This window comes from Clostridium sp. AM42-4, assembly GCF_003480105.1.
GTDB lineage: Bacteria > Bacillota > Clostridia > Lachnospirales > Lachnospiraceae > Brotaphodocola.
Window position 1 is genome coordinate 145,079 of record NZ_QUIK01000002.1, and the last position, 12,680, is coordinate 157,758.

Below are 12,680 nucleotides of genomic sequence, written 5' to 3' on the forward strand. Positions count from 1 at the left end.
CTGCCATTCGGCAGTTCACACGGGGCTGTTAAGCCTGATAATATTGTTATTCTACATATGCGATCAGCTTCTCGCCCTTCTCATCGGTATCGATCACGATGGTCTGGCCCTCGCTGATGTTGCCTTCCAGGATGATCCTTGCAGCCAGCGTCTCTACATTCTTCTGCAGATAACGTCTCAGCGGACGTGCGCCGTATGCCGGGTCGTAACCGTGGTCGGTTACAAAGCTCTTGGCATTGCCGGTCAGCTCTACCTTCAGCTCGCGGTCTTCCAGACGGCGGTTGACATCGGCTACCATCAGATCCACGATGTGGCTGATGTTATCCTTTGTTAACGGCTTGAAGAGGATCGTCTCGTCCAGACGGTTCAAGAACTCCGGACGGAAGTGGGCACGCAGATCCTGCATGACCATAGCCTCAGCCTCCGGCTTGATATTGCCGTTTTCATCGATGCCATCCAGCAGATACTGGGAACCGATGTTGGAGGTCATGATCAGAATGGTGTTCTTGAAGTCCACGGTCTTGCCGGTGGAATCGGTGATACGGCCATCGTCCAATACCTGAAGCAGGACATTGAATACATCCGGATGTGCCTTCTCTACCTCATCGAAGAGGACAACAGAGTACGGTTTTCTGCGGACGGCCTCAGTCAGCTGGCCACCCTCATCGTAACCAACGTATCCCGGAGGTGCTCCGATCAGGCGGGCTACAGAGTGCTTCTCCATGTACTCACTCATATCGATACGGACCATATTGTTCTCATCGTCGAACAGTGCCTCAGCCAGGGCTTTCGCAAGCTCGGTCTTGCCGACACCGGTCGGTCCAAGGAACAGGAAGGAACCGATCGGTTTGGTCGGATCCTTGATCCCGGCTTTGGAACGAAGGATGGCTTCGGTTACCTTTTCCACGCCTTCATCCTGGCCTACGACCCGTTTGTGCAGCACGGTATCCAGATGCAGGATCTTGCTGCGCTCGCTCTCGTTTAATTTATTTACTGGAATGCCGGTCCAGCGGGAGATGATCCGCGCGATCTCATCCTCAGTGACACTCTCATGCACCAGGCTCAGATCCTGATTCTTGACCTTTTCCTCCTCGGCTTCCAGTTCTTTCTGCAGCTGCGGCAGCTTGCCGTACTGCAATTCTGCTGCTTTATTTAAATCATACTGCTGCTGGGCAGTTGCGATATCGCGGTTTACCTGCTCGATCTCCTCACGCAATGCGGACAGATGGGAAACAGAATTCTTCTCATTCTCCCACTGAGCCTTCTTGCTGGCGAATTCGTCGTGCAGCTCTGCCAGATTCTTCTGCAGGTCAGCCAGACGCTCCTGGCTCAAATGATCTGTCTCTTTCTTTAACGCAGTCTCCTCGATCTCCATCTGCATGATCTTTCTGGAAAGTTCATCCAGTTCGGTCGGCATGGAGTCAAGCTCGGTCTTGATCAGGGCGCAGGCCTCATCGACCAGGTCGATCGCCTTATCCGGCAGGAACCGGTCAGTGATGTAACGGTCAGAAAGCACGGCTGCTGCCACCAGGGCAGAGTCCGTGATCTTGACACCGTGGAACACTTCGTAACGCTCCTTAATACCACGCAGAATGGAAATGGTATCTTCTACGGTCGGCTGGTCTACCAGCACCGGCTGGAAACGACGTTCCAGGGCCGCATCTTTCTCAATGTATTTCCGGTATTCATCCAGTGTGGTCGCACCGATACAGTGCAGCTCGCCTCTGGCCAGCATCGGCTTTAAGAGGTTGCCCGCATCCATGGAGCCTTCGGTTTTACCGGCTCCCACAATGGTATGCAGCTCATCGATGAACAGAATGATCTGTCCTTCGCTCTTTTTGACTTCTTCCAGGACCGCTTTTAAACGCTCCTCAAACTCGCCGCGATACTTCGCACCTGCGACCAATGCGCCCATATCCAGCGCAAACAGCTTGCGGTTCTTTAAGCCTTCCGGCACATCGCCGCGGACAATACGCTGGGCCAGTCCCTCGACAACCGCCGTCTTACCAACACCAGGCTCACCGATCAGGACCGGGTTGTTCTTGGTCTTTCGGGAAAGAATCTGGATTACGTTACGGATCTCGCTGTCACGACCGATGACCGGGTCAAGCTTCTGGTCCTTCGCACGCTCTACCAGGTCGTAGCCATATTTTTCCAGGGTGTCATAGGTTGCTTCCGGATTGTCGCTGACAACTCTCTGGTTGCCGCGCACCGTAGACAGTGCCTGCAAAAAGGTGTCGCGGGTAATGCCATACTGACGGAACAGCTCCTTCATGGTGCGGTCCGCATACTTTAACATGGACAGGAAAATATGCTCTACAGAGACATACTCATCGCCCATGGCTTTGGATTCGTCCTCCGCATTGATGAGGACTTTATTTAAATCATTGCTGATGTAAACCTGGCTGGAACCGCTTACCTTCGGCAGTCCTGCCAGCTTCTGCTGTGCTTCATTGGTGATCAGCTCTTTGCTGATGCCCATCTTGGTTAACAATTTTAAAATGAGACTGTCATCCAGTGTGAGCAGACTGTAAAGCAGATGCTCCTGTTCAATCTGCTGATTGCCATATTCGTAAGCAAGCTTTTCACAATTCTGGACGGCTTCCATTGATTTCTGGGTAAATTTGTTTATATTCATAAATCACACCTCCATTCCTTTTAGTGCAACGTCATCTTTTATCTCATCTGTTATACTACTTCTATAACATTGACTGTACTATAGCACATGTTGTTAGCACTGTCAATAGGTGAGTGCTAATTTTTTTGTGAAGAATTTGTGTTTCTCACAATGCCATCTTCTGCAACTGCAAAAAGAGCTGGTTTTTCATCTGGAGGAATCCAAAAAAGTGCTTTCCAGTTAATTTTTACCGGGATAACTTAGCAGGAATTTTCTTTATCATCCAGTTTCCTGCGTACCCGCAAATGCATCCCACAAGAACGCCTGCGAGCACATCCGTCGGATAATGCACATACAGATACAATCTGGAAAATGCGATCAGTACAGCCAGCACCAGTGCACCTTTCCAGATTTTTTTCTCCCCGGCAAAAAAGAGTGCCGACACGGCAGCGAAGGCTGCCGCCGTATGACCGGACGGAAAAGAATAATCTGCCGGTTTTGAGACAAGAAGCTGAATCGACGGATTTGCTGTAAATGGGCGTGCCCTGCCTACCAACGGCTTCAAAATACCATTACATAAAACCATATCCAGTACCAGAGCCGCAAGCACCACCATACCGTACTTTCTTGTTTTGGGGATCAACAATAAAATACAGGTAAGGACAATCCAGATAATTCCCACATTTCCTATGCCTGTGATCAGACACATCAGCGAATCCCCAAGCGGTGTCCGAAAAGTCTGGATCCAGTCTAATATTCTTAATTCCATAATATTGATTCACCCTTCCTTTGATTTCCGGCAGCAGCCCCAAACCTGTCCTGCCCGGAAAATCATTTTTTCATTTCTATAGGATATCGAATCGTACCTATCATATAGTATCTCGATTTTACCAACCTATTTTTAACAAAACAACGGTATTTTCTAAACAAATTCGAAACTCTGAAAATTTCATCGCAATACATGGACTCCCTTGTCCACATGCTCTGGCTGTCTTCTATTTCCTTGCATTTAATTGTTAACTAATTTTCAATTATAGGTTGACAATCATATCTCCCCGTGCTATTTTATTTCTCAAAGCCAATTTTTATTTACCATATCAAAGGAGATCCGATCTTATGAGCACAACGCCTGATATTTCCACCGATCCACAGCTTTCCCGCGAGGAAGCGCTTGCCATCTTAAACACTCCGGATGGAGAACTTCCGGAACTCATCGCCCGTGCAGAAGTCCTGCGCAGAAAGTATAAAGGAAACCATGTAAGCATCCATATCCTGACCAATGCCCGCAGCGGAAACTGTTCCCAGGACTGCGCTTACTGTGCCCAGTCCTGCCGATCCAAAGCTGAGATTGATAAATACAAATGGGTAGACGATGAGAAATTATATAAAGACAATGACTTTGTCAACGAGCATCATCTGTCCCGCCACTGTATCGGCTTAAGCGGAATGAAATTCACCGACGCGGAAATCGAAGATCTGGCGAAACGGATCCGTAAAATGAAAGAAACCGGTACGCATCTGTGCTGTTCCATTGGTTTTCTGACCGAGCATCAGGCAAAAATTTTAAAAGAAGCCGGACTCGACCGCATCAACCACAATTTAAACAGCAGCCGTTCCTATTATCCCAACATCTGCTCCACCCATACCTTTGAGCAGCGCGTGGCCAACATCAAAATGCTTCAGGAACTGGGATTTGAGATCTGCAGCGGCGGAATCATCGGCATGGGCGAGTCCAAAGAAGATGTTGTCGACATGCTTCTGGAACTCCGCGAGATCCAGCCGGAAGCACTCCCGGTCAATTTCCTGCTTCCGATCCCGGGCACTCCGTTAGAGCACGCCGATATTTCTGGGCTCACAACGGAATACTGTCTGAAGGTGCTCTGCCTTGCCAGACTTCTGGTCCCGAAATCTGATATCCGCTGTGCTGCCGGACGGGAAGTTTATTTTAAGGGAAAAGAAAAAGACCTGCTCCGCGTGGTGGATTCCATTTTTGCCTCCGGTTACCTGACCGCGGGCGGGCAGGGAATCCAGGATACCATCCGGGCCATTGAGGAAGCCGGTTTCACTTACGAAATCGAATCCGCTTAACAAAAAACGAAAGGAGTTCACTATGACAAACCAGACTACCGCCGGATCTTTCCGGAGAAGCAACACTTATGCCATGACTATGATAGCGCTTATGACCGCTGTCACCTGTATTCTCGCACCGCTGTCCATCCCGATCGGGCCGGTGCCGATCTCTCTTACTAATTTCGCCATCTATCTGTCTCTTTACCTGTTGGACTGGAAAAAAGGGACAATCAGTTATTTCATTTATTTACTGCTCGGCTTTGCCGGACTTCCTGTCTTTTCCGGTTTTACCGGTGGCGTTGCCAAGCTCGCCGGACCAACCGGCGGTTACATAGTAGGCTTTATCCCGATGGCAATCATTGCCGGATTTGTGATTGACCACTACAAAAAGCGCTGGCTTCAGCTGGTCGGCATGATCGTCGGCACCCTGGTCTGCTATGCACTCGGAACCGTATGGTTCTGCTTCCAGGCCAACTACACGGTATCGGCTGCCCTTGCAGTCTGCGTTATCCCATTTATCCCGGCTGACCTCATCAAGATGGTGCTTGCCATGAGTATCGGTCCGGAAATCCGCAAAAGACTGGGTTCTGTGGTTCAATAATAGCAACAACTGTAGTATAATGGATGTCATGAGTGTCTCCATGAGACAACGAATCGTAAAAACACAAAACCTTAAACAAGCGAGGAAAAAAACATGACATCCATCCGAGGTCTCCTGATCAGTCATATGATCTGGAAAAATATGAATCATAATGCGCCACATAAAAAGCATTCTGCCGCAAGACACCGCTGGCAGGATGCTATTTTCAATAAAGACCGCTTGCCAGAAGCCTACACCTGGTCTGCAGAGACCACACCAGGCGGCACTGCCTTTCAACGTGTCATCCGTACAGACACCGGACGTACCGGACGTGTACTCCTATATTTTCATGGAGGTGCCTACCGGGACGGCCTGGTGCCATCCTACCGCAATTTTTCCACCGGCTTTTTTCAAGCAGCCAATGGCTGCGAGACCATTTACCTGGATTACCGGTGCGCTCCGGACTACCAATACCCCACACAATTAAATGAAGCCCTGGATCTTTGGGATAATCTTACCAAACGGCAGGGTTATGCGCCGGACCAGATCATACTGGGCGGTGACTCCGCAGGCGCCAATCTGGCCCTGGCTCTGCTCTTAAAGCTGCGGGATCTAAACAAAACCATGCCGAGAGCCGCATTCTGCATCTCCGCCTGGACCGACATGACCTGCAACACCCAGAGCTTCCGTGACAATTACGGAAGGGATGTCATGTTCGGCAACAAGGGAAAAACTCTGACCGAAGAGCGCCTGCAGGCACTCATGCAGGGAAAGATTTCTTACCACCGGCTTCTGGATTTTATCCGGGAAAGCTTCGCCCGTGAACAGCGTTTTAAATATTATGGAAACAATAGCCGCATTATAGCACATTTTTCGGAGGAGTTCTTATGAAACAAACATCATCAGCATCTTCAGACAGCATTGTCATGACACGTTCCCAGTTTGTCTCGGAACAGATAAAGAAACTGCAGAATTTTTTCACTGCCCTGCAAAGCATACTGATTGTGATCCTGATTGGACTTGTCAGCACCATGATGGTCCAGATCGGACAGATCCAGGGCACAGCCCGGGTCATCAACTATGCCGGACTGGTGCGCGGTGCGACCCAGCGTCTGGTCAAGCTCGAAATTACCGATGCCCCGAACAATAATCTGATCCAATATCTGGACAATATTCTGACTGGTCTGAAATACGGCACCGGCGAATACGAGCTGGTGCGCATCCCGGACGATACCTACCAGCAGAAGCTGGATGAACAGGTTGCCTACTGGGAAAAGCTAAAACAGGAGATTCTTCTGGTCCGCGAAAACGGATATCTGAAAACCGATGTGGTTGGCATGAGTGAGACCTACTTCGACCTTGCCGACCAGACCGTAACCGCCGCTGAGGATTATTCCGAAATGCTGGCACGCCATATCCGGTCGATCGAATACATCTCCGCAGCCGATATGATCCTGCTTCTTGTGCTGATTCTCCGCCAGTATATCACCGCAAGAAAAATCGCAAAAGCAAACAAAATCCTCCAGCAAAAGGCGTATCTTGACGTTCACACCGGCCTTCCTAACAAGAGCCGCTGCGAGGAGCTTTTGCAGGATTCCAGCTTTATCTCGGCAGAGGAACCCATCGGCTGCCTGGTTTTTGACCTGAATAACTTAAAAACCGTCAACGACTCCCTGGGGCACTCTGCCGGAGATGCGCTGATCTCCAATTTCGCACGGATCCTTAGAAACACCATCCCATCCATGGATTTTGTGGGACGCTACGGCGGCGATGAATTTATGGCTGTGATCTACAACACCGATGAACCCCAGATCATGTCCCATCTGAAGGCATTAAAGGAAACGGTTGACCGCTTCAACCAGTATGGAAAGCACACGCCAATCAGCTATGCATTCGGCTGGGCAGTATCCACCGAGTACAAAGAATGCACGCTGCGGACGCTGTTCGACAAGGCAGATCACTACATGTATCTGAATAAGCAGAAAAGTAAGATGGGGCGGGAATATAGCTCGGGGAAATAATTGTTATTTTCTCCGGTTCTGCCAGCAGATCTGCTCACCCTGCACAAGCGGATACCGTGCGAGTTCTGCCCCATCCAGATTCTCCGCATGCATGTCCACGCCTGTAATCTGGTGATTTTCGTAGGTAGTGTAGTAGTAGATTCCCTTGTCTGCATTGCAACAGGAAGTATAAATCGTGATCTCATACTTTTCGCCGCCTACATCACAACAGCCTCTCTGCTGCTCTACGGAGTGCAGGATATGGAAGAACTGGCTCACGCTTGCGCTTTCAGAGTCTTTCGATAAAGAATTTGCACGGACATAAGCAGCCCGTATAAAGCGGGATGCAGAAGATAGATCGCCCGGCAGCCCCAATGCACCCATACCGCGACTGTAGGCCGTAAGGTCAAGACCCGGTGCGAAGGTGTTTTCCGGCTGCCTCGGAGACAGACCGCGGTAATCATTTAAGCGGAACATCTGCTGCGGAAACGGCGGGTTGTTTGTGAGGACTCCGGCCGGATTATCATAAATATGAAGTCCGTCTGCCACGGCTTCCACTACGATGGTTTCTTCCCGGTCCGCGATCATCCAGTGGAGCTGGGAAACCGGATATTTTTCATTGAATGGCGTATTCGTGATCTGGATTTTTGAAAGCAGCGCACGCACCTCTTTCACAGTTGCGCACTGTCCCAACAGCCACAGCGGCAGTTCAAACTGCGCAACATTTTCTTTTGTTCCATCGGTTACGGGTTCTCCGTACACAGCGTTTCCCACAAAGTTCAGACCGGCCATGCCGAGCCCTTTTTCATTTACCGCATCGTAATAAAGCGGATAGTTATCCGCAATATGTGCCATGCCGATCATGGCATAATGATGCTCCATCTCACCAAGGAAACGGAAATGGAACGGATAATTCCGGGGTGTGACTGTAACCTCCTCCCCGTACGGAAATTCGTAATCCAGATTCCGTCCAAAATAAAAGTCTTTTGTTTTATAGACTGCTGCTGTACACATCGCGGTTCCTCCTTCTTTATCATTCCATATATTTCCAGCATTTTAACACCATTATAATGCAATTTTGTTGTTTAAACAACATTCAAATGCAGCCATATCTATTATACTCTAACCATGTTGTTACGTTACTGATATTATTTGTATTGTAAGGAGGAAATATTTATGAGTCAGAATATGTTTTGCTATCAGTGCCAGGAAACTGCAGGCTGTACCGGATGCACCAATTCCGGTGTCTGCGGAAAAACTCCGGAGGTCGCTGCCATGCAGGACCTTTTAGTATATGTTACCCGCGGGATTTCCGCTGTCACCACGCATCTGCGCAGCCTGGGAACCGAAATCAGCGCTGAGATCAACCATCTCATCACTGTGAATCTCTTCACCACCATCACTAACGCGAACTTTGACAAAGAGATGATCGTTGCCCGCATCCGCGAAACGCTGGACACCAAGGAAAATCTCTTAAAGCAATGCCCGGATACCTCCGTGCTTCCGGCTGCCGCACTCTGGAACGGCGAGGAACATACCTTTGCAGTCAAAGCGGCCCTGGTAGGGGTTCTCTCTACCAAGGATGAGGATATCCGCAGCCTGCGCGAGATGATCACTTATGGTTTAAAAGGACTTTCCGCCTACAGCAAGCACGCGAATGCCCTGTTAAAGGAGAATGCGGAGCTGGATGCTTTCCTGCAGCGCGCCCTGGCCGCTACGCTGGATGATTCCCTGACTGTCTCGGATTATGTAAACTTAACCCTGGAGACCGGAAAATACGGTGTGGAGGGTATGGCTCTGTTGGATGCAGCCAATACCGGCGCTTACGGTCACCCGGAAATGACCCGTGTAAACATTGGTGTCGGCAAGCGCCCGGGCATTCTGGTTTCCGGCCACGACCTGCGCGACCTTGAGATGCTGCTGATCCAGACACAGGGAACCGGTGTAGATGTATACACCCATTCCGAGATGCTTCCGGCTCACTACTATCCGGCTTTCAAGAAGTATCCGAACTTCGTCGGCAACTATGGAAATGCATGGTGGAAACAGAAAGAAGAGTTTGAGAGCTTCAACGGACCGATCCTTATGACGACCAACTGCATCGTGCCGCCGAAGGACAGCTATAAAGACCGCCTCTACACCACCGGTGCAGCCGGATATCCGGGCTGTAAGCACATCGGCGGTGAGATTGGCGAAGAAAAAGATTTCTCTGAAATCATCGAACAGGCAAAACGCTGCGCCGCTCCGACGGAAATTGAGCAGGGTGAGATCCTGGGCGGCTTTGCCCACAACCAGGTGCTGGCCCTGGCTGACCAGATCGTAGACGCAGTAAAAACCGGTGCGATCCGGAAGTTCGTAGTTATGGCTGGCTGTGACGGACGGGCCAAATCCAGAAACTACTACACCGATTTTGCAAAGGCACTGCCGCACGATGCCGTGATCTTAACCGCAGGCTGCGCAAAGTACAAATATAATAAGCTGGACCTGGGCGATATCAACGGGATTCCGCGTGTGCTGGATGCCGGACAGTGCAATGACTCCTACTCCCTGGCTGTCATCGCACTGAAATTAAAGGAAGTTTTCGGTCTGGACGACATCAACGACCTGCCGATCGTCTACAACATCGCATGGTACGAGCAGAAAGCGGTCATTGTCCTGCTGGCGCTTTTATACCTCGGTGTGAAGAATATCCACTTAGGACCGACCCTTCCGGCCTTCTTATCCCCAAATGTTGCGAAGGTTCTGGTGGAAAACTTCGGCATCGCGGGCATTGGAACAGTTGAAGAGGATCTGAAATTATTTTTCGAGTAATGGAGTTTCTGCAAAAATGCACCGCAAGCCAAAAGCCTGCGGTGCATTTTCAATGTCTCACTGATGTTTGATATTGACATCCATCTGGTTGAACGGGATCTCAATGCCGTTCGCATCGAACACTTCCTTAATACTTTCCAGCACATCCCAGCGGACCTGCCAGTAATTTTCCGTTTTGGTCCAGCCGCGGCAGCCGAGCATAACCGCGCTGTCGGCCAGCTCATCCACAAAAACGGTGATGCCGTCCTCTGCCAGTACAAGCGGATGCTTCTCGTACACCTGACGGATCAGCTCTTTTGCCTTTTTGATATCGGCGCCATAACCGATTCCTATCACCAGGTCTACCCGGCGCTTTTCCTGGGAAGTAACATTTACAACCGTGCTATTGGAAATCTGGCCATTTGGGATCGTAATCTTTTTGTTATCGACCGTAATGATGGTGGTGTAAGCCAGGCCGATACTCTGTACCGTTCCCTCGTATCCGCCGCTCACAATGTAGTCATGCACGCCAAACGGACGCAGCAGCAGCAGCAGGATTCCGCCTGCCACATTCGCCAGGCTGCCCTGCAGGGAAAGGCCAACAGCCAGTCCGGCAGAACCCAAAAGCGCGATGATGGAAGCCGACGGGATACCGATCTTATCGGCCGCGATAAAGATTGCCAGCGCGTAAATGCAGGCATCTGCCACAGAGATCAGGAAACGGCTGATACTCGGATCCAGATTCATGCGTGTAAAGGTCTTATATAAGAACTTGCGCACGGCATGCACGATCCGGTTTCCGATCACCAGAATGAGAATGGCGATCACCAGACGGTAACCAAAGCTCATAAGTCCCGGAAGCCAGCTCTTTACGGTTTCTAAAATTACATTGGGTTTTAAATTCTGCAGATCCTCATGCACCTCTTCTGCCACTGCCTTGGTTTCCTCCAAAACAGTAGAAAGGTCTGCATCCGTTTCTGCTGCCGTGAGCAGCATCAGCTTTGTCAAAAACATCATTGTGGTTCTTACCCTCTCTTATTTAGTAGTGCTTCGATCTCCTGCTCCTCCTGGGAGAACAGCAGATTCCGGTTGTACTGGTAATAGCGCTCGCATTCATAATCCTGCAGGAAATGAACGCTGTATGCCCCGGTATTGAGTTCTGTCACAAACAGCACCAGCTCCTGGCTGTTTGCAAAAGCCGCTTCCATAAAGTCAAACGCATGCTCCAGCGCTGCGCCCGCCTCGTCGAACAGTTCCTCATAACGGTCACTGTCCACGCCAAAACGCTCACGCAAAAGCGCAAAGCCCTCGTCCCAGTCGGTGATGCCGCTCTTTAAGAGTGCCATGGAATCCTCTTCCAGTTTGGCACTCACCGCACGGCAGGTGCGAAGCTGTGCGCGGGAGAGCAGGGCATTTTCCAGCCGGTTGGTCCAGTCTGCGCGGAATTGACCGGCAAGTGCTGCCAGGGCATTTGCCAGCACACCATCCCGGCTCTGCTCTGCTGCCTCCACGCCCCGCTTCCCGATTTCCGCATTCTGCTTTGCTCTTATCTCTTCCAGGAAACCTGCACTCTGCAGCTTTTTCATCTGCTCCATACGCAGACTCATCATCTCTTCCATATAAATAAGATTTCGGAACTTTTCATTTAATCCTGACAGAAGCAGGCTCACCACGCTGATGCGCTCATCAAAGGACGCCCGCTGCAGCTTGTCCACCGCAGCCTCGGAAATATGACCCGCAAGCACCTGCTCCACCTGGTAATCGTCCTGGTATTTGTAATACAGCTCCAGATAATTTGCAAAGTCCTTCGCAATCTTTGGAAACTGCAGATATTCTCCCACCAGTTCCCGGTCCATCTTGCGGCCCTGCTTTTCGTAGATCCAGATCAGCTCGGACAGATCTTCCCAGCCACGCGGCGTCACAAAGCGCTTGCCGTCCACCGTTGTCTCGATCTGACAGAAATTCTGCGGCCGCACGCTCAGATAAGAAAGGATCGCCGGATGCACCCCGGCTGTCTTTGCATACTCTTTCCAGACGTTCAGATCCGGCTCCACATCGATGCGACGGATCCGGTCCATGGTGACAATATCGAACTCGCGCACTGACTTGTTGTATTCCGGCGGGTTTCCTGCTGCCACAATGATCCAGCCCTCCGGAATCTTATGGTTTCCAAACGACTTGCCCTGCAGAAACTGCAGCATAGTCGGTGCCAATGTTTCCGACACACAGTTGATTTCATCGATAAACAGAATGCCCTCCGGCATTCCACTCCGTTCCATGCGCTCGTAGACCGATGCCACGATCTCACTCATCGTATACTCGGTAACGGCATACTCCTTTCCGCCGTACTGTTTATGCTCGATAAAGGGCAGTCCCACCGCACTCTGCCGGGTATGATGGGTGATGGTGTAAGCCACCAGACCGATCTGACATTCCTGCGCCACCTGCTCCATAATCTGGGTCTTGCCGATTCCCGGCGGTCCAATCAGAAGCATCGGGCGCTGGCGGATGGAGGGAATCTCGTAAGCCCCAAACTCATCCTTTGCCAGATACGCGGCCACAGTGTCTTTGATTTCCTGTTTTGCCCGCTTAATGTTCATGATTCCTGTTCTTCCTTTCCAAT

General features: G+C 50.5%; 10 protein-coding genes. 5 read left to right on the forward strand and 5 right to left on the reverse strand.

Translation table 11 applies throughout. The features are described 5' to 3' along the window. Window positions 1-46: 46 nt before the first annotated feature. Both clpB and DW922_RS02040 read right to left on the reverse strand, forming a co-directional pair. Window positions 47-2,638: an ATP-dependent chaperone ClpB gene (clpB, locus tag DW922_RS02035; protein ID WP_118725649.1), complete on the reverse strand. Its 2,592-nt coding sequence runs from the start codon at window positions 2,636-2,638 to the stop codon at window positions 47-49. A 226-nt stretch (window positions 2,639-2,864) separates the two neighbouring features. Continuing rightward, entirely contained in the window at window positions 2,865-3,386 is a 522-nt protein-coding gene (locus DW922_RS02040; protein ID WP_118719563.1) for a phosphatase PAP2 family protein, read from the reverse strand. Window positions 3,387-3,733: 347 nt separating this feature from the next. On the opposite strand from DW922_RS02040, the gene bioB reads away from it, so the two are divergent. The 4 genes from bioB (at window position 3,734) to DW922_RS02060 (ending at window position 7,288) form a co-directional block, all read left to right on the forward strand. Continuing rightward, on the forward strand, window positions 3,734-4,705 hold the full coding sequence (gene bioB, locus DW922_RS02045) for a biotin synthase BioB (RefSeq protein ID WP_118725650.1): 972 nt from the start codon (window positions 3,734-3,736) through the stop codon (window positions 4,703-4,705). A gap of 22 nt (window positions 4,706-4,727) precedes the next feature. Further along, complete coding sequence (locus DW922_RS02050) at window positions 4,728-5,288, forward strand: biotin transporter BioY (RefSeq protein WP_118725651.1); 561 nt, start codon at window positions 4,728-4,730, stop codon at window positions 5,286-5,288. 93 nt (window positions 5,289-5,381) lie between these two features. Beyond that, window positions 5,382-6,158, forward strand: a complete 777-nt coding sequence (locus DW922_RS02055; RefSeq protein WP_118725652.1) for an alpha/beta hydrolase — start codon at window positions 5,382-5,384, stop codon at window positions 6,156-6,158. Then, the gene (locus tag DW922_RS02060) at window positions 6,155-7,288 is read left to right on the forward strand and encodes a diguanylate cyclase (RefSeq protein WP_347560248.1); all 1,134 of its coding nucleotides are present in this window, start codon (window positions 6,155-6,157) and stop codon (window positions 7,286-7,288) included. The genes DW922_RS02055 and DW922_RS02060 overlap by 4 nt, the downstream gene beginning before the upstream one ends. A gap of 3 nt (window positions 7,289-7,291) precedes the next feature. Here the strand turns inward: DW922_RS02060 and bsh are convergent, their stop codons facing one another. Beyond that, on the reverse strand, window positions 7,292-8,281 hold the full coding sequence (bsh, locus tag DW922_RS02065) for a choloylglycine hydrolase (protein WP_118719567.1): 990 nt from the start codon (window positions 8,279-8,281) through the stop codon (window positions 7,292-7,294). Window positions 8,282-8,443: 162 nt separating this feature from the next. Here bsh and hcp point away from each other — a divergent pair, with 162 nt between their 5' ends. Continuing rightward, a complete protein-coding gene (hcp, locus tag DW922_RS02070; protein ID WP_118719569.1) occupies window positions 8,444-10,078 on the forward strand; it encodes a hydroxylamine reductase in 1,635 nt (544 codons plus the stop codon). A gap of 57 nt (window positions 10,079-10,135) precedes the next feature. Here the strand turns inward: hcp and DW922_RS02075 are convergent, their stop codons facing one another. Both DW922_RS02075 and DW922_RS02080 read right to left on the reverse strand, forming a co-directional pair. Next, on the reverse strand, window positions 10,136-11,074 hold the full coding sequence (locus tag DW922_RS02075) for a mechanosensitive ion channel domain-containing protein (protein WP_243031976.1): 939 nt from the start codon (window positions 11,072-11,074) through the stop codon (window positions 10,136-10,138). 8 nt (window positions 11,075-11,082) lie between these two features. Further along, on the reverse strand, window positions 11,083-12,657 hold the full coding sequence (locus tag DW922_RS02080; protein ID WP_118719571.1) for an AAA family ATPase: 1,575 nt from the start codon (window positions 12,655-12,657) through the stop codon (window positions 11,083-11,085). Between the last annotated feature and the right edge of the window lie 23 nt (window positions 12,658-12,680).

Coding starts and splice junctions, on each gene's coding strand:
- DW922_RS02060 (WP_347560248.1), top strand. CDS start 6,155: ATGAAACAAACATCATCAGCATCTTCAGACAGCATTGTCATGACACGT.
- hcp (WP_118719569.1), top strand. CDS start 8,444: ATGAGTCAGAATATGTTTTGCTATCAGTGCCAGGAAACTGCAGGCTGT.
- bioB (WP_118725650.1), top strand. CDS start 3,734: ATGAGCACAACGCCTGATATTTCCACCGATCCACAGCTTTCCCGCGAG.
- DW922_RS02055 (WP_118725652.1), top strand. CDS start 5,382: ATGACATCCATCCGAGGTCTCCTGATCAGTCATATGATCTGGAAAAAT.
- DW922_RS02075 (WP_243031976.1), bottom strand. CDS start 11,074: ATGATGTTTTTGACAAAGCTGATGCTGCTCACGGCAGCAGAAACGGAT.
- bsh (WP_118719567.1), bottom strand. CDS start 8,281: ATGTGTACAGCAGCAGTCTATAAAACAAAAGACTTTTATTTTGGACGG.
- clpB (WP_118725649.1), bottom strand. CDS start 2,638: ATGAATATAAACAAATTTACCCAGAAATCAATGGAAGCCGTCCAGAAT.
- DW922_RS02040 (WP_118719563.1), bottom strand. CDS start 3,386: ATGGAATTAAGAATATTAGACTGGATCCAGACTTTTCGGACACCGCTT.
- DW922_RS02050 (WP_118725651.1), top strand. CDS start 4,728: ATGACAAACCAGACTACCGCCGGATCTTTCCGGAGAAGCAACACTTAT.
- DW922_RS02080 (WP_118719571.1), bottom strand. CDS start 12,657: ATGAACATTAAGCGGGCAAAACAGGAAATCAAAGACACTGTGGCCGCG.